The sequence below is a fragment of the Arthrobacter sp. zg.Y820 genome (assembly GCF_030125555.1).
Classification (GTDB): Bacteria; Actinomycetota; Actinomycetes; order Actinomycetales; family Micrococcaceae; genus Arthrobacter_B.
This window is the reverse complement of record NZ_JASKLX010000014.1, coordinates 19,008-36,527: the sequence shown is the minus strand read 5'-3', so window position 1 is coordinate 36,527 and position 17,520 is coordinate 19,008. Positions and strand designations below refer to the sequence as shown.

Below are 17,520 nucleotides of genomic sequence, written 5' to 3'. Positions count from 1 at the left end.
GCGCTTTGACGCTGGCCTGTGGCCCGTGCCAAAGTCAATGCGTGAACCTGTCAGACAGCCGAATAGCGGGACACCGTGACCGCCGTCGAAACAGGAAATGCTGAAGAGGCCCGAAACTCGTACCCGAATCTGGGCTGCGCACCGGCGAGCAGCCACTGAACTCTTCAGCCCGCGGCCTCGCAAAGCTGAGCAAGTAAAGGACCACTCATGACACAGCAGCAGGCCCTCTCCGAGCGTGCGATTCCGGCGCGTTCCTCCGCCTCCGAGGCCAGCCTTCACCGCGAGGACGAGGGCTACCACAAGGGCCTCAAACCCCGGCAGGTCCAGATGATTGCGATCGGCGGCGCCATCGGCACCGGGCTCTTCATGGGTGCCGGCGGCCGGCTGGCCACGGCGGGCCCGGCGCTCGTCCTCAGTTACGCCGTCTGCGGTTTTTTTGCCTTCATGATTCTCCGGGCCCTCGGCGAACTGATCATGCACCGGCCCTCCTCCGGATCCTTCGTTTCCTATGCCCGCGAGTTCTTCGGCGAGAAGGCAGCCTTCGTCACAGGCTGGATGTACTGGCTGAACTGGGCCATGACCGCGATCGTCGACATCACCGCCGTCGCGCTGTACATGAACTTCTTCCGGAAGTACTGGCCGCCGATCGCTGACGTGCCGCAGTGGACCTGGGCCCTGGCCGCCCTCCTTCTGGTCCTGGGCCTGAACCTCATCAGCGTCAAGGTGTTCGGGGAGCTCGAGTTCTGGTTCGCGCTGATCAAGGTGGTGGCCCTGGTTACCTTCCTGATCGTGGGCATCTGCTTCGTCATCTTCGGCACCCCGGTGGACGGCCAGGAGGTCGGTTTCAGCCTCATCTCCGGCAACGGCGGCATGTTCCCCAACGGCTTGCTGCCCGCCGTCGTCGTCATGCAGGGCGTTGTCTTCGCCTACGCCTCGATCGAGCTCATCGGCACCGCCGCGGGCGAGACCGAGCATCCGGAAAAGATCATGCCCCGGGCCATCAACACCGTGATCGTGCGCATTGCCGTGTTCTACGTCGGCACGCTCGTCCTGCTCTCGCTGCTGCTGCCGTACAGCTCCTACAAGGCAGGCGAAAGCCCGTTCGTCACGTTCTTCGGCTCCATCGGGGTGGGCGGCGTGGACGCCATCATGAACCTGGTGGTCCTGACCGCCGCCCTGTCCTCGCTCAATGCCGGCCTGTATTCCACCGGCCGCACCATGCGCTCCATGTCATTGGCCGGCTCCGCGCCGAAGTTCGCCGGGCGGATGAACAAGGCGGGCGTCCCGTACGGCGGCATCGCGCTGACCGCGGCCGTTGCCCTGCTCGGCGTCGTCCTCAACGCCGTCGTTCCTGCCCAGGCCTTCGAGATTGTCCTGAACGTCGCGTCGCTGGGAATCATCAGCACCTGGGCCATGATCGTCCTCTGCCAGATGGAGCTGACGCGGCGGGCCAAGCGCGGCGAACTGGCGCGTCCGTCCTTCCGGATGCCCGGCGCTCCGGTGAGCGGCTGGATCACGCTCGCGTTCCTTCTCGCCGTGCTGATCCTCATGGCCTTCGACTCGCCCGTGGGCACCTGGACCATCGCCTCCCTGGTGGTCATCATCCCCGCGCTGATGCTCGGCTGGCGGCTCTGCCGTGTCCGCGTCCTGGAGCTCGCAGCGGTGCGCGACGGCGACACCGGCGCCTTCCCGAAGTCCCGGCCGTCTGAAACCAGGCATTTGATCAGGTAGCCTGACGGCACTATTCTTCCCGCAGAACTATTTCCCTCTCAAAAGAACGGTTTGGTGTCAAGATGCACGGCGAAACGCGGCGAACGCGAGGTGTTGCCGCGTCAGGCCCGGTTCTGCGCGCGGCCCGAAAGGCCGGCGTGGTCCTGGGACGGATTCTGTTATACGTCCTGATCTGGGCCGGCCTTGCCCTGCTCATCGCCGCCGCGGGCATCCAATTCTATTGGGGCGAGATCTCCGTGAGCCAGATGATGCTCAACCTCGTTTCCGTGGAAACGGAAGGCGGAGGTGGATCCGTTGTCTGGGCGGGCATCCTGGGCATCGGTGTTGCTCCTGTGGTCATCACCGCCCTGATTGCCCTGTGGCAGTTCTTCCGACGCCGCAAGCGCCGGAAGAACCGCGGGGAGCCCCGCCGTCCGCAGTGGATTCGGCGCACCATCTCCGCCGTCTTGGTGTCCGCGCTGGTCATCGGCGGCGTTACCGCCTTTTCCACCACGGTTGGGGTGGCGGATTACATCAAGGCGGCCAACTCCGACTATGACCTCGCCGACTACTACGTGGAGCCGACCGTCACCGACGGCGAGCACAAGCGCAACCTGGTGGTCATCTATCTGGAGTCCGGTGAGGCAACGCTGGGGGACGACCAACTCTTCGAAAAGGACGCGTTCGCCCCCCTCAAGGAAGCCACTCCGGCCTCGGAGGGCTGGCAGAGCACTGAGGGGCTCCAGCAGTTTCAGGGCGGAGGCTGGACCATGGCCGGCGTCGTCTCCACACAGTGCGGCGTACCGCTGAAGGGCACCGGACCGGAGCCGAACGACGGTTCCGGCGAGGTAGGTGTAGGCGTCAGCACTTATCTGGGCGGGGCCACCTGCCTCGGCGATGTTCTGGCCGACCACGGCTACACCAGCGTCTTCCTGGGCGGCGCCAATTCCGCCTTCGCGGCTAAGGACATCTTCCTGAGAGGCCACGGCTACTCCGAGCAGAAGGGCCTCGCCGACTGGCGCTCCGCCGGTGAACCGGAGGAGAGTTTCCGCAGCGACTGGGGCCTGAGCGACGAACGACTGATGGCCCATGCCAAGGATAAGATCGACCTGCTGCACGCCGAGGCGGAGAAGACGGGCCAGCCGTTCAACCTCTCCCTGCTGACGCTGGACACCCATAAGCCGGCGCACGTCTTCGACTACTGCAACGTGGATACGCAGAACACTGACATCTCGGTGTTCTCCTGCTCCATGGCCCAGGTGGCCGGATTCGTGAACCACATGAAGGAAAAGGGATACCTCGACGACACCGCCGTGGTGATCATGGGTGATCACCTCAAACAGCTGAGTGCCGGGGACGCTTTCCACGAGCAGCTGGACGGCCACACCAGCCGCTCCATCTTCAATCGGATCTGGGTTCCCGGCCGCGACAAGAACAGCACTCTGCGCTCCGGCCTGGACCAACTGAACATGTTCCCCACGCTCCTGGAGGCCGCCGGCCTCACCCTGGAGGATCACGAGGCGGGGCTGGGCGTGTCCGCCTTCGCCGAGAGGGTTCCGGGAAGTTCGGCGCAGGCAATGGATCCCAATGACTATTTGGAACTGCTGAACTCGCATTCCCCCAAGTTCTATACGAAGGCCTGGGCGGGTGAAGACGTCCGGTAGCGCCCCTCCCCTCCCCTCCCCGGCAGCTCAACTCCGCGCAAATTCGAGCACATGACTACTCTGGGGGAATGGCAACAGTAATCCTCGTGCGGCACGGCCGCACCACAGCGAACGCCTCCGGCGTGCTGGCCGGCCGGACCCCCGGCGTCGACCTCGACCAGGTGGGCCGCGACCAGGCCGCGGCGACCGGCGACCGGCTCGCCGTCGTGCCCGTGGTCGGAGTGGTGTCCAGCCCGCTCGAGCGCTGCCGGCAGACCGCCCGGTTCATCCTGGACCGCCAGTCCGGCAGCCCGCATGCGCCGGTCGATGACGATCTCACCGAGTGCGGCTACGGCTCCTGGCAGGGCCGCACGCTCGAGGAGCTCGCGAAGGAGAAGCTGTGGGCCACGGTGCAGTCGCAGCCCTCCGCCGTCACCTTTCCCGGCGGCGAGTCCATGGCCGCGATGCAGGCCCGGTCGGTGGCGGCGATCCGGCGCCACGATGCCGCGTTTGAAGCCGAGCACGGGCCGGGGGCGGTGTGGGTGGCGGTGAGCCACGGGGACATCATCAAGTCGGTCCTCGCCGACGCGCTCGGCATGCATCTGGACCTGTTCCAGCGCCTCAGCGTGGGCCCGGCGTCCGTGTCGATCGTGCGCTACGGTCCCGGACGCCCCACCGTCCACGCGACCAACACGGACGCCGGGGACCTGTCCTGGCTGGCGGCCAGCACTGCGTCGGAGGATGCCCCGGTCGGCGGTGGCGCAGGGCACGCGGCGCCACGGGCCGGATGAGCCTAAAGTAGTCCTATGCCTACAACCGTTCACGAGTTCGCCTGGCCTGACCGCGTCGTCGTCGGCACCGTCGGCGTCCCGGGACAGCGCACGTTCTACCTGCAGGTGCAAACGGGGAAGCAGATCGTCAGTATCTCCCTGGAGAAGCAGCAGGCGGCCCAGCTCGCCGAGAAAATGGACGAGATCCTCGACCAGCTCATCACCATCGACGGCAACCCCTTCCACGTTCCCGCGAGCACTCCCATCGAACTCGTGGACAATGACGATCTTGAGCCGGTTCAGGAACAGTTCCGCGCCGGCGTGATGAGCCTGGGCTGGGACCCGACGACGGCGCAGATCGTCATCGAGGCCTACCCCCTCGAGGAGGTGGATCCGGACGACGACGGCTTCCTCGCGGACGAGGACGACGCTGATCCCGCCGAAGTGCTGCGGGTGCGGATGCCGGTCGGCACCGCCCGGGCCTTCACGAAGCGCACGCGCGAGGTCGTGGGCGCCGGGCGTCCGATCTGCGTGATCTGCGGCCAGCCGATCGACGCCGACGGGCACACCTGCACCTTCCCCGAGTCCTGATGCCGGCGCCCGACCTGGTGGCCGCCGAGCTGACGCTCACCGGCCGGATCACGACGGCGTCGAACGCCACCTTCCTGGGCAGCATCGGCGGCGCTGCCGTGGTCTACAAACCGATCGCGGGCGAGCAGCCGCTGTGGGACTTTCCCGACGGGTGCCTGGCCCACCGCGAGGTGGCCGCCTACCTGGTGTCGGAGGCTCTCGGCTGGAACATCGTGCCGCGCACCTGGCTGCGGGATGGTCCGTTCGGCGAAGGCATGGTCCAGCTCTGGCAGGACACGGACCCGGAGCAGACCGCGGTGGACCTGGTCCCGGCGGACGACGTGCCGGACACCGGCTGGAAGCAGGTCCTCGAGGGTGAGGACCAAAGCGGGCGGACCGTCGCACTGATTCACGAAGACACCCCGGCGCTGCGGCGGATGGCCGTGTTCGACGTGCTTGTCAACAACGCCGACCGCAAAGGCGACCACATCCTGGCCATGGGCGGCGGACACCGGTACGGCGTGGATCACGGGCTCACCCTCCACAGTGACCACAAGCTGCGGACCGTGCTGTGGGGCTGGATCGGCGAGGCGTTGAGTGCCGAGGAACTCGACGGCGTCGACCGGATTCTCTCGGGGCTGGAGGGTGAGTTGGGCCTGCAGCTGGCGAAGCTGCTCACCGCCGAGGAAATCGCTTCGCTCGCCGCGCGCTGCGTCCGGCTGCGCTCGGCCGGGCAGTTTCCGGCTCCCAGCGGTGACATGCCCGCGGTGCCCTGGCCGCTGTTCTAGAGAGTTGCGACTGCATGCTTCCTCATGGCCTTCGACTCGCCCGTGGGCACCTGGACCTGAGGCTCCCTGGCGGTCTTCATTCCCGCGCTGATGCTCGGCCGGCGGCCCTGCCGGGACCGCGTCCTGGAACTCGCCGCAGTGCGCGACGGCGACACCGGCCTTTAGCGTCTCCCTGATGTTTCCGGCGGGCCATCCATTCCTCCGTTCAATCAGGTAATCTCACTGCACGCTTAATCCACAGCCCAGCTCCGCGTTGCAATCCCGTTTCTCAGGATGAGAGCCATCCCTGCGGAAGGAACAACATGACGGATGTCAGTGAGCACCCTGCCAAGCGAACCAGTGCCGTGCCTCGTCTTTCCGACTCCCAATGGGAAAAACTCCTCGCCCTGGCCGCACCAACGGACGTGCTGGCCGGCGACTATGTTTTTCGCGCGGGGGATTTGAACTATCCAATGATCCTGGTGGAATCGGGGGCCCTTGAAATGGTGCGTGACCCGTTGTGGTGGGATGAAGAAACCGTTCTCAGCACTCTGGGGCCACGCTCGTTCGCCGGCGAGCTCGGGCTGCTCAACGGACAGTCCGCGCTCCTGTCGGCGCGGGTGAAGGAGTCCGGGCGCATCCGGCGGCTGGCCCGCGAGGACCTGCGGCTGGTCATGAATCAGGACGACGATCTTGGCGGGATTGTTCTGCATGCTCTGTGGGAACGCCGCGAAGCGCTTCGGCGAGGCCCCGCAGCCATGACGCTCAAGTTCATTGGGACGGAAGCGTCGAGTGGCTTGCTGGCTCTTCGGCGCTTCGCTGAACGTCTTGATTTGATTCATACCGTCTTCGTCGTCCCGCCTGACGGCATGGGTGCCCTCGACGGCCACGGCATCGCAGCCGATGATCTGCCGGCAGCGCTGATCCAGGGCAAGCTCATACGGCGTGCGACGCCGGGAACCATCGCCGAGCGCCTCGGGCTGAGTTACCAGCTCCACCATGAGGGGGCCACGGACCTGCTGGTGGTTGGCGGCGGACCTGCCGGGCTCGCGGCGGCCATCTATGCAGCCTCCGAAGGGCTGAGCACGGTGGTGCTCGACGCCGTCGCGCCGGGAGGGCAAGCGGCGTCGACCTCTCGAATCGAGAACTTCCTTGGTTTTCCCTTCGGAGTTGCCGGTGGAGATCTCATCCGCCAAGCGACCTTGCAGGCGATTAAGTTCGGGGTAAGAGTCTGTGCACCCTGCGAAGCGGTGGCACTTGAGACTGCGGATGAAGGCCTTCAGATCACGCTGGCCGACGGGGCCACCCTGCAGACACGCACCGCATTGATTACGTCGGGGGCAGCCTATCGAAGCCTGGGCGTGGAGGGGTGGGAGGACTTTGAGGGGTACGGCATCTATTACGCCGCTACCAGCCTGGAGGCGCGCCAAGTCGCGGGGCACCCGGTGGTTGTCGTTGGCGGGGCCAACTCCGCCGGCCAGGCCGCGCTCTATCTCGCCTCCCATGGATGCGCGGTTCATCTGGTGGTCCGGGGACTTGAGGTTGGGGCGCGGATGTCCTCCTACCTCGTGGACCGTCTGCGGCAGGATTCCCGCATCCACATCCATACCGCGTCAAACATCATTGGTCTGGAAGGAGACTCCGGCCTGGATTCGGTCCGCATCGACACCGCCGGGCCGGTCGATGCCCGCGGGCTGTTCTGCTTCATCGGAGCCGACCCTGCCAGCGCCTGGCTTCCCACCCTCGACCGAGACAATGCCGGGTTCATCCGCACCGGAACAGACATTGCGGTGCAGTCCCTGGAGCAGTGGCAGCCGCTGGGCCGCGAACCCATGCCCTTTGAAACCTCGGCCCCGCGCGTTTTTGCGGCCGGCGACGTCCGGCACGGCTCCATGAAGCGCGTCGCGGCAGCGGTCGGCGAAGGGTCAAGCGCCGTCGCATCCGTTCACCAAGCGCTCAGCGGCCCTGCCAGTCCCCTCGCCCGTCCGAACGCTACACGAGGACCGTTCCCTCGACGCAGCTCGTGACCTGTCCGCCAACCCAGATCTTCCCGTCGCGGAGACTGATGTGCACACGACCCCGGCGTCCGAGGACTGTTCCCTGCGCCGCCGTGTAGGGCGGCGCGGCCACGGCTGTGTCGATCATCCAGCGTGCCAGGCCCGCGTTCAGGCTGCCGGTCACGGGGTCTTCCCAGACGGGGTCCCCTCCGATGAAGGCACGCACCTCGAACCGGGTTTCCTCCGTGGGCTCCTGCGGGCCCACAACACCGATTTCCAGATCGCCTGCCTTTCCCGGGTCGGGCCGCAGGCTCAGGACTTCCCGTGCCGAGGAAAGCCGGATCCCAATCCACCGGGGGCCGTCTACCAGCCACGACGCATCCAGGATTTTCTCCCGCGGGATTCCAGAATCGTCGCTATCCGGCAGACGAGGGGCTCGTCAACGGGCCCGTAGCGGGTGAGCGGTGGCGCCTCGAAAGCCAGTTGCCCCTCCTCCGCTCGGCGGATCGAAATCAGCCCTGCCGCGCATTCCTGGACGAGTGTCCCGCCGGGCCGTGGTGATCCGCCTGCGTTCAGCCAGGCCTGGGCCGACCCCAGCGTTGGATGCCCGGCGAAAGGCAGTTCTTCCTTCGCGGTGAAGATCCTCACCCGGTAGTCGGCCTCCGGACTGCTTGGGGCGAGGAGAAACGTCGTCTCCGACAGGTTCGTCCAGTTGGCGAACTGCTGCATCTCCTCGGCACTCAGGCCGTCGGCATCGTGGACAACCGCCAAGGCATTGCCCCGATAGGGCTCAGAGGAGAAGACATCAACTTCGCTGTAGGGACGGACTTTCATGGCGCCACTTTAGTACGTGTCGTCCGGATAGTTGGGGCGCCGCGTTTCCTCGCCGTACGGGGTGGACAGCCGGGTCTGAGTGGTGTCGGCGGGGTCTTCCTGCTCCGCCTCGAAATCGTAGTACTGGCTGGAAACGCCGTACTGGGGGTCATATTTTGACCGCACCAATACGTGGTCCTTCGGGTGCTTGAGGCAGCCGGTCCGAACATCAAACCCCACTGCGTGGTACGGATCGATGGCGGAGGGTTCCGCATACTCGTAGTCGGCGGAGAATCTGAGGTCGCCCTTCTCGTATAAAAAGGACTGGTAGTCGGCTGAGCTGTCCTTCGTGACGAGAGTCCAGCCTTGGGATTTAACGTAGCTTTCCATGGTGTCCATGGCCTGCTCGGAGGATGCGGCGTCCGGGTAGTGTCCGCTTGCGTAGGTTCTGACCTCGGTCACCCGGTTCCAGTCATCGTTCTTGATGGGATCGAAGCAGGTGCCCTCCCTGGCGCTTTTCACCCTGATCGGCGAGGCGTACCCCAGGTCCTCCGCGAGCATCTCGTTCACGAACGGCTCGGTGTCAGCCAGGGACTCGGCGGGAGGGCGGACCGGATCCTCGTATTTGGCGTACGCGCATGAGCTCAGGCTCGCCACCAGAACAATCGACGCGGCGGCTAGGCAGGCAATGGGTTGAAGCTTCAGCATTGCGTAAAGTCCTTCCGATGCTGGCTAGTTGAGCGCAATGCTAGTCGATGCGGCGGACCTGGCAGCGCGTCGTCGTCGTCGGCAAATGGCAGAAGGACCAGAACCAGGAACAGGCCCACCAAGCCCGGCATGGTGTGAACTGTAAGCACACAGCCACTGACGGCATCGCGTCCGCTCACACAGAAAGAGAAACCCACCCCACCATGGCCACCCGCATCCTGATCACCACCGACTACCTCCACCCGGGAGATGCCGTTGACGAGCTCCTGCGCGAACACGATCTGGCGCCGGTTTACTCTCCGTTCCGGGGGTCGCGGACTCTGGAAGAACGTCTGTCGTTATTCGACGGCATATCCGGCGCGATCCTCGCCAGCGAGCCGGTCACCACCGATATGCTCGCCAGTGCCACCTCTCTGCAAGTCATCGCCCGCAGCGGTGTGGGCTATGACTCCATCGACATCCCGGCGGCCACCGCACACGGCATCACGGTATGCAACGCCCCCGGCACCAACCACCACTCAGTAGCCGAACTGACCATCGGGCTCATCATCATGACCGCACGCCACCTCGCGGATGTCTCCACCGCCGTCCGCCAAGGCCGCTGGCCCCGCGAAGCCGGCCATGAACTGCGCGGATCCACCCTGGGCATTATCGGTTTCGGTCCCAGCGGACGCGCCACCGCCAGTCTGGGTGTCGCTCTGGGCATGAACGTCCTGGTCAGCACCGCTTACCCCGATCGCGAGAACACCGCTGTCCGCTTCGTTGATTTCGACACCGTTCTGCGCGACGCTGACTACGTCTCCCTGCACACCCGCGTACACCACGGCACCGGCACGCTCATCAGTGCGCCCCGGCTCCAAATGATGAAACCCACAGCAGTGCTCATCAACACGGCGCGCGGCTCACTCGTCGATGAGCAGGCCCTGGCCCAAGCACTGCTCGACGGGACGATTGCCGGCGCCGCGCTGGATGTGCTCGAGAGCGAACCCCTACCCAGCGACAGCCCCCTTCAGGAACTGGACAACGTGCTCATCACATCCCACCTCGCCGGACAAACAGTTCAGGCCCGGGCACGCGCCGGGCTTGCAGCTGCACAGGCCGTCATCGACGTCCTCGAAAACCGCGAACCCGCTCACCCGGTCGACCATTATCCTCAGTTCCCTGACCATTCAGCAGCGCCTCTCGGCCGTTGCGGAGCCGCCGGCCGTGCCCGGCCTCCATGACAGTGGCCGGCAACTTCCGCTCCGGGGCCGGCGAGGGCGCCGCCGACCCTGACCTGCGCGGGGGTCTCCGGCCTAGGATGCTCATCAGGCCCCGGTGAAAGGTTTGAAGACATGACCAGTAACAGCCCGTTCACGATTGTGGTTGGCGTTGACGGCTCCGAGGACTCCCAGTCAGCCCTGGACTGGGCAGTGGACGAGGCCCGGCACCGCAACGGCCGGCTCCGCCTCATCACCGTCTGGGCCAAACAGCCAATGGCGTGGTACCCGGCGGTGCTCGAAACGGCGGCAGGCGGAATTGCCGTTGTGAAGTCCCCGGAAGAAGACGCAGCGGCGCTCCAAGCCCAGGCGTTGAAGTCCGTTGCAGAAACGGGCGTGGCCGCCAGCGGGACGCTTATTCACAGTCATTCACCGGCGTCGGCGATACTGGACGCGGCCCAAGAGGCCGATCTTGTGGTCGTCGGCTCACGAGGTCACGGCGGGTTTTCCGGGCTGCGCCTCGGGTCGGTTTCGCACCAGGTCGTCAACCACGCTGCTGTGCCAGTCCTGGTCGTCCCCTCAAAGACCCGCGCACGCGACCGTGGTCAGGCAGCCTCGCTGTAGGGGTTGAGTTGCAGTGGAGCTGAAGGCCCATGCGGAGGTCATCCCGGCCGGGATCTGCAACGTCGTTGCGGCTCCCTGGTTCGGGGTCAATGTCGACGCCGACGACGTCGTGCCCGCGGGCGGCCAGCTCGCCGCCCCACCCGGCCCGGGCAAGCAGCCGGCGTCGAGAATGCGCGCACCTCGGGGCACCAAGGCATCGATCAGCTGGGCTTCGCTGTGCAGGCCAGAAGGGCAAACCGCGAAGGGCCTCGCTGATCAGCGAGGCCCTTCGGGGTTATTTCATGCGGGTCGGGACCTAGAGATCCCGGCGGGTCCGGTTCACAACCTTGGACCGCACAGTAGCCACCAGCACAATGAACAACAGACCGTAGAGCACCAGTGGGATCGGCCCGGTCACGAACACGGAGTAGTCACCGTTGGAGGACAGCAGCGCATCGCGCATGCTCGTTTCCGCCAGCGGACCCAGCACCACACCAATCATCAACGGGGCCAGGGGCATTCCGTGACGGCGCATGATGAAGCCGACCAGACCAAGCCCGAGCAGCATCAGCAGATCGAAGACCGCCCCGGAGGTGGCGTAGACGCCCAGCCCGCAGAAGACGGTAATCCCGGCGTACAGGTACGGGGCCGGGATGAGGAGCAGCTTGGCCCAAAGCCCCGCGAAGGGCAGGTTGATGACGAGCAGCACCACCATCGCGATGAAGAAGCTCGCCAGCAGTGCCCAGACCAGGTCGGGGGATCGATCAAACAGCAGGGGGCCCGGCTGCAGGCCGTACTGCTGGAACGCCGCCAGCATGATCGCGGCCGTGGCCGAGACCGGCAGGCCCAGAGCCAGAAGCGCTCCCATGGCGGTGCCGGTGGTGGCGTTGCCGGCGGCTTCAGGAGCCGCCAGGCCACGGATCGCACCCTTACCGAACTTCGGGTTCTTGCGGCGGCGGTCGATGCGCCTTTCCACGTCGTAGGAGATGAACGTCGGAATCTCGGACCCGCCGGCGGGGATGACGCCGAACGGCAAGCCGATCGCGGTGCCTCGGGCCCAGGCCGGGGCTGCCTCTTTGAGCTCGGCGCGGGAGAGGAAGGGACGGCCTGCGGAGCTGATCTGCTTGCCGGCCGGATCCCGGCGTATCCGGGAAGCGATATGGAATACCTCGCCCAGGGCCAGAATGGCTACGGTCACGGTAATCAGGGAAATGCCGTCGAACATCTGGGGCGCACCGAAACTGAAACGTTCGGCACCCGAGAACGGGTCGATACCCACTGTGGCGATCCCCAGACCGATCACGAGGGCCGCGAGGCCCTTCACCGCTGAGTCTGAGACCACGGAGGATGTGGCAACGAAAGCGAACAAGGCCAGCGCAAAGAATTCAGCCGGACCGAAATTGGCTGAGAAATCAGCTAAGGCCGGGGCGAGGAACACGACGAGAACGGAGGCCACCATGCCGCCGATAAACGCGCCGATCGCTGCGGTTGCCAGGGCCTGTGGGGCCCTGCCGTCCTTGGCCATTTTGTGCCCCTCGAACGTGGACGCGATGGCCGAAGCCTGGCCCGGGGTGTTCATGAGGATCGCCATGGTGGAGTCGCCGAACATGCCGCCGAAATACACTCCGGCGAACATGATGAAAGCGGCAGTGGGGTCGAGGGCAAAAGTTACCGGCAGCAGCAAAGCCACCGCCATCGAAGAGCCCAGTCCCGGCAGCACACCGACGGCGGTGCCCAACAGGCAGCCGACGAGCACCCACAGCAGGTTCATCGGTGTCAGGGCTGAGGAGAAGCCTTCCATCAACAGGTTGATTGAATCCATGCTAGAAACCTCCTCCAAGGATGCCGGACGGGAGGCTGAGTCCCAGACCGATTGAGAATGCCAGATAGACTGCGCTGCTGATCAGCAGGGCAAGTGAGATGTCGAAGATGGGGCGGCGGCTGCCGAAGCCCTTCGCTACAAACCAGAACATCAGGGCGGCGGCGATGATCCAGCCCAGTGTTTCCAAGGTCAGGGCGAAGAGCAGGAAGCCTCCTGCGGTCCAGAGGACTGCTGACCAGTCCGTGAAGGTGCGGTAACGCCGGGAGGAAGTCTCCGTGGGGTGTTCCGGGGAACGCACGTAGTGCAGCGCCAGCAGAGCAGCCAGGACGTAACCGGCGACCATCAGGATGCCGGGGAAAAACTTCGGACCGGGAAAGTCCGTGCTCTCACCCACGTCCATCGTGAGGATTCCGACCAGCAGGTAAGTGCTGAAGGCCACCATAACGAGCGAGAGGAGCAGCCCGCTGCGACCGTCCCACCAGGAGGTGCGGACGGGAGGTTGTCCGTCCGCAATGCCGGTCTTTTCGATCGGCTGCTCCGCCGCATCTGCGGACGAGGGCACTGGAGTGCTCATCAGCCGATCTCCTTCACTAGTTCACCGATGCGCTGCTGCTCCGAGGTCATGAACTCGTCGAACTCGTCCCCGGTGAGGTACACATCGGCCCATTTGTTGCGCTCCACGGCGTCCTGCCACTCGGGGGTCGCGATGGTTTCCTCGATCAGGGTCCGCAGCTCCGCGAATTCCTCGTCCGTGATGCCCGGAGGTGCCACGAGGGCCCGCCAGTTGGCGAGATCCACGTCATAGCCCTGCTCGGTCAAGGTGGGGATGTCGACGCCGTCGAGCCGCTGCGGGGCAGCCAGCCCGAGGGCGCGCAGGCGCCCCGACTTGATCTGGTCCTCAACATCCTTGTACCCCGAGGTGGCAGCTTTAGCGGTATCCGTGATGAGTGCCTGCGCCGCCTCGCCTCCGCCGGATTTGGGAATGTACGTGGTGGTGGAGGGATCCACTCCGGCAGCCAGAGCAAGTTCGGTCATGACCAATTGGTCAAAGGTGCCGCCGCCGGTCCAGGCAATCGCCGCCGGGTCAGCCTTCCAGGCCTGCACGAGGTCGTCGAGCGTCTTGTACGGGGAGCTGGCCGGAACCACAACGACGTCGTATTCCTCCACCAGGCGGGCGATGGGCCGCACGTCATCGTGCGTCACCGCCGAGTCCAGCTGCGCCACTCCGGCGACCAGTCCGGCGCCCGTGACCATGAGGTTGTTTGCCTGCCCGGACATGGTGGAGAGCTTGCCGAGGCCAATAGTGCCGGCAGCCCCGGGGATGTTGACTACCTGCGTGTTATTCACCAAACCGTTGGCACGCATGGCCTGTTGCTGCTCGCGCATGAACGTGTCCCATCCCCCGCCGGCGCCTGCCGGAGCAATCAGGGTGAGGTTTGCACGAATGTCTGAACCGCCGGAAGCGGACTGGATGGAAAAGAAGCTGGCCAAACCGATCGTGGCGACAGCCACGATGCCATAGGCGGCCATAAAGATCGGATGCTTGCGGCGCGTGCCGGACCCGGCTCGATCTGGTGAAGAACTCACGAAATCAACTGTCCTTAGTGGGGGTGAAGGGACATCAAAACTGGCTAGTACTCAAAGTCGCATTAACCACCCAAAGAGCTTAGGTGATCCGCATCATATTGACGGGATCGGCCTGGCTGCCGCTCTTAATAAACTGCACCTGTTTTGCTTTTACTGCTCAGTGCGGAGAACCTGAAGAACAAATTCGCCCGCAGAATGAACTTTCCATCGTTCTTCTTCACCCCACCCACCTTGGAGACTTCATGACCGTCATCGTTGCTCGCACCAGCACTCCCGAGGGCGAGGCCGCACTTACCGCCTCCATTGAAGAAGCCCGGCGCCGTCAGGAAGACCTGATGGTTTTCAATCTGGAAGGCACCCAGCTCGACGCGGAAGGCGCCGAGCTCAACGGCGTACCGGTCACCTATCGTTTGCCGGATGCCCGCAATCACGACGCCGTGGGCGATCTCCTCGACGCCGCTGAAGAGGTCGACGCCTCCGCTGTGGTGATCGGTGTCAAGCACCGCAGCCCGGTGGGTAAGTTCCTGCTCGGCAGCGCGGCGCAGCAGATACTGCTCGAAGCCAACGCCCCGGTGATCTCGGTTAAGTCCCGGCGACTCTAAGGAGGACTAAAAGAGGGCGCCCCGCGGGCGGCCCTTTGAAGCGACTATTTCCCACATGCCCTGATCCATGCCAATCCGGCCCGGGTGTCGTCCCTGACTCAGCTCGCCGAGAAAATGGACGAGATCCTTGACCAGCTCATCACCATCGACGGCAACCCCTTCCACGTTCCAGCGAGCACGCCCATCGAACTCGTGGACAATGACGATCTCGAGCCCGTTCAGGAACAGTTCCGCGCCGGCGTGAGGTGCCCGCCACGGGCTGGAAGCAGGTCCTTGAGGGTAAGGATCAAAACGGTCGGGTTTTTGCCCTCGTGCATGAAAACACCGCGGCGCTGCGGCGGATGGTGGTGTTCAACGTCGTCGTCAACAATGCCGACCGCAAAGGCGACCGCATCCTCGCGATGAGCGACGGCCACACGTACGGCGTGGACCACGGGCTGACCTTTCACCGCGACCACAAGCTGCGCACGGTGCTGTGGGGCTGGATCGGAGAGGCGCTGATTCCTGAGGAACTCGACGGCGTGGACCGTGTTCTCTCCGGGCTGAGGGGTGAACTGGGCCAGCAACTGGCGAACCTACTCACCGCAGAGGAAATCGCTGCCCTCGCTGCGCGCTGCGCCCGGTTGCGCTCGGCAGGGTGCTTTCCGGCTTTCCGGCTCCGCGCGGCGGGATGCCGGTGGCGCCCTGGCCTCTGTTCTAGGGCAACTTTCGGTTAGCTCCGGGCCCGGACGCCCCAGAAAAATCGATTCAGCATTTTATCGTGATTAAAGATGGAAAGTGCCTTCCTGCCAACCCTATCGCGCTTACACGCTGTCCCGTCCGCTCATAGTTGACGAATTTGTTTTGGGGAGAACGCCGCGACAACAGAAACGAGGGCGTCTTGGGAACCTCAGAGGGGTTGCAGTTTCTACGGACCCGGCGTTCACCATACTGGCTAAATCATGTGTGAGCGTTGGCGTTCCGGATGACCTCGATGACCTTCTCCACTCGGTTCTTCAAGTCTAGAGGCCATACGTTAGCCCTCCCGCGCGTTGCGCACTTTGCAATCGCAACCTTGCTGGGCTGCTGAATACCAAGCCGATCACTCGCCAAGGGATTCGACCACCTGTGCTGCGGTGCTAATTCGCGTTTGGCGGTGGAGGGGTGCGCAGCGTGTATAGACGCACTAAGCACCGGTTCCGGAAGGTAATTCTCGATTGTGTAACCGGCAGTCACCCATGCAAAGCCCGTGGAGGGGTCTTCGTCTACGCCACTGATTACGCGTCGTTTACTTTCATTCAGGCGGGCACTTGCGTATTTCTTGTCGGAGTCAATCAGGACCACCACGTATCGGTTAAGGTTCCGCAGGGAGATGAACTCTTCAACTTCTTCGGCATCGAGTGGTGACAGTGCGCTAAGCAGCGCTCCACCGTAGAACATCACGGAATAGTGAGTTCCTTCAACGAACTGGTTTGGCGCAAGTTGTTCGATCCAATGCTTTAGGTAGATGCGATCCGAGGGCCCCTCAACCCACAGGACGGCATTTGTTTGTACGAGGTCTGAAGGGCGGTATCCGAGATCCGCACACACGGACGCTCGGTCCCTCGCAGCACCGGCAAAGCGAACACTTGAAACATCATCCTCGCGTGAAACATGGAATATGCTACCGAGTTGCGAATCCAACAAGTGCGCAGAATGAGTTGCAATAAAGTACTGGTTAGTCGTATTTGACACTAAATAGCGAAGAAGCTTTCGTTGCAGTATGGGATGCAAATGCACCTCAGGCTCCTCGATACAGAGAATAGAATCCTGAGTTATCGTCGCAGCGGCTGCAAGAATTACCACTTCATGAATACCGGTCCCAGTGTTCTCAATTGGCAGCGTATGGCCATTTTGTGTTATGTGGATCGTTGACAAGTCATGAGGTATATCGATCGTTATTTCCGCATTATCCAAGACCGCTCGCACGAAGTCCTGCAACTTAACGAAGACTTCCTTGTCTTTCAAGCGGTCCGTCGACGGGTTCTGCAACTCCAACAGTCGACGTTTGATACTAAGACCGTTCAGATCCGGCGCTTGGGTACTGTCGGCCGAGATTGTCCTTACACCTTCAACGGTGTACGCGGTAGTTAATGCAGTTGGTTTGGCGTTCAAAATCCATCCCAACACTCGACTCACATCCTGCTCCAGTGATCCACCACTTCGCCCGGACAGTGCTCCTGACAGACCTCCTGCAACATGGATGTTTTGAATCTCACTCAAAGTATTCCATGGATCATTTAAAGTATAGAATTGCCGCCCTTTTGTGATACCAAACCAGACACCCTTTTCGGGGGTCTGGCTAGCGAATCCCGGATCGCAGATGAACGCCTCGAGCAAACCTCGATGCCGCTCGGGTAGATTAGACACGTCCGGCCAGGCGAGGATATCTGCAAGCGCACAGAATTCGCGCGTTCGGAAGTCATTTTCGGACTCCCCAAGAGGGCGATCCCAGACCGAGCCAGCAACAGAACTATTAGTATAAGTATCAGCAATAACTCGCAGGATATTGGACTTACCCGTATTATTTTTCCCGACAATAAGATTCATCTTGCCGAGGGGCATAAGCGTTGCCGGGCGAGACGATGAAAAACTTCTATACCCCTGAAAGGAGAAACCATTAATGATTGTCATATCTCGATCATCCTACTGCAGAATCGTCGCCGCCCTAGCCCTGCACGCCGGCTAATGCATGGCGAAACTATTGCAAC

At 63.5% G+C, this 17,520-nt stretch carries 16 protein-coding genes and 2 pseudogenes; 11 read left to right on the top strand and 7 right to left on the bottom strand.

Annotated features, from left to right (window positions below):
- Positions 1-207: 207 nt before the first annotated feature.
- From QNN99_RS15645 to QNN99_RS15620, 6 genes are all read left to right on the top strand, one after another.
- A complete protein-coding gene (locus tag QNN99_RS15645) occupies positions 208-1,731 on the top strand; it encodes an amino acid permease (protein WP_229967802.1) in 1,524 nt (507 codons plus the stop codon).
- A 62-nt stretch (positions 1,732-1,793) separates the two neighbouring features.
- A complete protein-coding gene (locus QNN99_RS15640) occupies positions 1,794-3,374 on the top strand; it encodes a sulfatase-like hydrolase/transferase (RefSeq protein ID WP_229967800.1) in 1,581 nt (526 codons plus the stop codon).
- Positions 3,375-3,442: 68 nt separating this feature from the next.
- Positions 3,443-4,144 carry a histidine phosphatase family protein gene (locus QNN99_RS15635; RefSeq protein WP_229967799.1) on the top strand — a complete coding sequence of 234 codons (702 nt, stop codon included), beginning with the start codon at positions 3,443-3,445 and terminating at the stop codon, positions 4,142-4,144.
- A gap of 15 nt (positions 4,145-4,159) precedes the next feature.
- Positions 4,160-4,714: a DUF3090 family protein gene (locus QNN99_RS15630; RefSeq protein ID WP_229967797.1), complete on the top strand. Its 555-nt coding sequence runs from the start codon at positions 4,160-4,162 to the stop codon at positions 4,712-4,714.
- Positions 4,714-5,481: an SCO1664 family protein gene (locus tag QNN99_RS15625; RefSeq protein WP_229967795.1), complete on the top strand. Its 768-nt coding sequence runs from the start codon at positions 4,714-4,716 to the stop codon at positions 5,479-5,481. The genes QNN99_RS15630 and QNN99_RS15625 overlap by 1 nt, the downstream gene beginning before the upstream one ends.
- A gap of 302 nt (positions 5,482-5,783) precedes the next feature.
- Positions 5,784-7,487, top strand: a complete 1,704-nt coding sequence (locus tag QNN99_RS15620) for an FAD-dependent oxidoreductase (RefSeq protein ID WP_229967793.1) — start codon at positions 5,784-5,786, stop codon at positions 7,485-7,487.
- On the opposite strand, the gene QNN99_RS17435 is transcribed toward QNN99_RS15620, so the two are convergent.
- Genes QNN99_RS17435 through QNN99_RS15610 form a run of 3 tightly spaced genes read right to left on the bottom strand, consistent with a single transcriptional unit; the run spans position 7,453 to position 8,978 of the window.
- Entirely contained in the window at positions 7,453-7,800 is a 348-nt protein-coding gene (locus tag QNN99_RS17435) for a PhzF family phenazine biosynthesis protein (RefSeq protein WP_331461796.1), read from the bottom strand. The two genes, QNN99_RS15620 and QNN99_RS17435, sit on opposite strands and share 35 nt — an antisense overlap.
- A 20-nt stretch (positions 7,801-7,820) precedes the next feature.
- Positions 7,821-8,291, bottom strand: coding sequence for a PhzF family phenazine biosynthesis protein (locus QNN99_RS17430; RefSeq protein ID WP_331461794.1), 471 nt, complete (start codon positions 8,289-8,291; stop codon positions 7,821-7,823).
- 9 nt (positions 8,292-8,300) lie between these two features.
- The gene (locus QNN99_RS15610; protein WP_229967791.1) at positions 8,301-8,978 is read right to left on the bottom strand and encodes a hypothetical protein; all 678 of its coding nucleotides are present in this window, start codon (positions 8,976-8,978) and stop codon (positions 8,301-8,303) included.
- A 47-nt stretch (positions 8,979-9,025) separates the two neighbouring features.
- On the opposite strand from QNN99_RS15610, the gene QNN99_RS15605 reads away from it, so the two are divergent.
- Together QNN99_RS15605 and QNN99_RS15600 are read left to right on the top strand one after the other, a co-directional pair.
- The gene (locus tag QNN99_RS15605; RefSeq protein WP_229967789.1) at positions 9,026-10,201 is read left to right on the top strand and encodes a phosphoglycerate dehydrogenase; all 1,176 of its coding nucleotides are present in this window, start codon (positions 9,026-9,028) and stop codon (positions 10,199-10,201) included.
- Between the two features lie 111 nt (positions 10,202-10,312).
- Positions 10,313-10,801, top strand: coding sequence for a universal stress protein (locus tag QNN99_RS15600; RefSeq protein ID WP_229967787.1), 489 nt, complete (start codon positions 10,313-10,315; stop codon positions 10,799-10,801).
- Between the two features lie 295 nt (positions 10,802-11,096).
- Here QNN99_RS15600 and QNN99_RS15590 read toward each other — a convergent pair whose 3' ends face one another.
- The 3 genes from QNN99_RS15590 to QNN99_RS15580 are packed head-to-tail and all read right to left on the bottom strand — an operon-like array spanning position 11,097 to position 14,132.
- Positions 11,097-12,602, bottom strand: coding sequence for a tripartite tricarboxylate transporter permease (locus QNN99_RS15590; protein ID WP_229967785.1), 1,506 nt, complete (start codon positions 12,600-12,602; stop codon positions 11,097-11,099).
- 1 nt (position 12,603) lies between these two features.
- The gene (locus QNN99_RS15585) at positions 12,604-13,176 is read right to left on the bottom strand and encodes a tripartite tricarboxylate transporter TctB family protein (RefSeq protein WP_229967783.1); all 573 of its coding nucleotides are present in this window, start codon (positions 13,174-13,176) and stop codon (positions 12,604-12,606) included.
- Positions 13,176-14,132 carry a Bug family tripartite tricarboxylate transporter substrate binding protein gene (locus QNN99_RS15580; protein ID WP_229967994.1) on the bottom strand — a complete coding sequence of 319 codons (957 nt, stop codon included), beginning with the start codon at positions 14,130-14,132 and terminating at the stop codon, positions 13,176-13,178. Before QNN99_RS15580 ends, QNN99_RS15585 begins: the two co-directional genes overlap by 1 nt.
- A gap of 140 nt (positions 14,133-14,272) precedes the next feature.
- Here QNN99_RS15580 and QNN99_RS15575 point away from each other — a divergent pair, with 140 nt between their 5' ends.
- From QNN99_RS15575 to QNN99_RS15565, 3 genes and pseudogenes are all read left to right on the top strand, one after another.
- Positions 14,273-14,791 carry a universal stress protein gene (locus tag QNN99_RS15575; protein ID WP_331461793.1) on the top strand — a complete coding sequence of 173 codons (519 nt, stop codon included), beginning with the start codon at positions 14,273-14,275 and terminating at the stop codon, positions 14,789-14,791.
- Positions 14,792-14,893: 102 nt separating this feature from the next.
- Positions 14,894-15,031: pseudogene (locus QNN99_RS15570) on the top strand (DUF3090 domain-containing protein); the annotation flags it as partial.
- Between the two features lie 2 nt (positions 15,032-15,033).
- A pseudogene (locus QNN99_RS15565) lies at positions 15,034-15,491 on the top strand (SCO1664 family protein); the annotation flags it as partial.
- A gap of 239 nt (positions 15,492-15,730) precedes the next feature.
- Here the strand turns inward: QNN99_RS15565 and QNN99_RS15560 are convergent.
- Complete coding sequence (locus QNN99_RS15560; RefSeq protein ID WP_229967775.1) at positions 15,731-17,443, bottom strand: ATP-dependent nuclease; 1,713 nt, start codon at positions 17,441-17,443, stop codon at positions 15,731-15,733.
- Positions 17,444-17,520 lie beyond the last annotated feature (77 nt).

Excerpts from the sequence above, each read along its gene's own strand:
- QNN99_RS15645 (WP_229967802.1), top strand. The coding sequence starts at position 208 with ATGACACAGCAGCAGGCCCTCTCCGAGCGTGCGATTCCGGCGCGTTCC.
- QNN99_RS15640 (WP_229967800.1), top strand. The coding sequence starts at position 1,794 with ATGCACGGCGAAACGCGGCGAACGCGAGGTGTTGCCGCGTCAGGCCCG.
- QNN99_RS15635 (WP_229967799.1), top strand. The coding sequence starts at position 3,443 with ATGGCAACAGTAATCCTCGTGCGGCACGGCCGCACCACAGCGAACGCC.
- QNN99_RS15630 (WP_229967797.1), top strand. The coding sequence starts at position 4,160 with ATGCCTACAACCGTTCACGAGTTCGCCTGGCCTGACCGCGTCGTCGTC.
- QNN99_RS15625 (WP_229967795.1), top strand. The coding sequence starts at position 4,714 with ATGCCGGCGCCCGACCTGGTGGCCGCCGAGCTGACGCTCACCGGCCGG.
- QNN99_RS15620 (WP_229967793.1), top strand. The coding sequence starts at position 5,784 with ATGACGGATGTCAGTGAGCACCCTGCCAAGCGAACCAGTGCCGTGCCT.
- QNN99_RS17430 (WP_331461794.1), bottom strand. The coding sequence starts at position 8,291 with ATGAAAGTCCGTCCCTACAGCGAAGTTGATGTCTTCTCCTCTGAGCCC.
- QNN99_RS15610 (WP_229967791.1), bottom strand. The coding sequence starts at position 8,978 with ATGCTGAAGCTTCAACCCATTGCCTGCCTAGCCGCCGCGTCGATTGTT.
- QNN99_RS15605 (WP_229967789.1), top strand. The coding sequence starts at position 9,026 with ATGCGGCGGACCTGGCAGCGCGTCGTCGTCGTCGGCAAATGGCAGAAG.
- QNN99_RS15600 (WP_229967787.1), top strand. The coding sequence starts at position 10,313 with ATGACCAGTAACAGCCCGTTCACGATTGTGGTTGGCGTTGACGGCTCC.
- QNN99_RS15590 (WP_229967785.1), bottom strand. The coding sequence starts at position 12,602 with ATGGATTCAATCAACCTGTTGATGGAAGGCTTCTCCTCAGCCCTGACA.
- QNN99_RS15585 (WP_229967783.1), bottom strand. The coding sequence starts at position 13,176 with ATGAGCACTCCAGTGCCCTCGTCCGCAGATGCGGCGGAGCAGCCGATC.
- QNN99_RS15580 (WP_229967994.1), bottom strand. The coding sequence starts at position 14,132 with ATGGCCGCCTATGGCATCGTGGCTGTCGCCACGATCGGTTTGGCCAGC.
- QNN99_RS15560 (WP_229967775.1), bottom strand. The coding sequence starts at position 17,443 with ATGACAATCATTAATGGTTTCTCCTTTCAGGGGTATAGAAGTTTTTCA.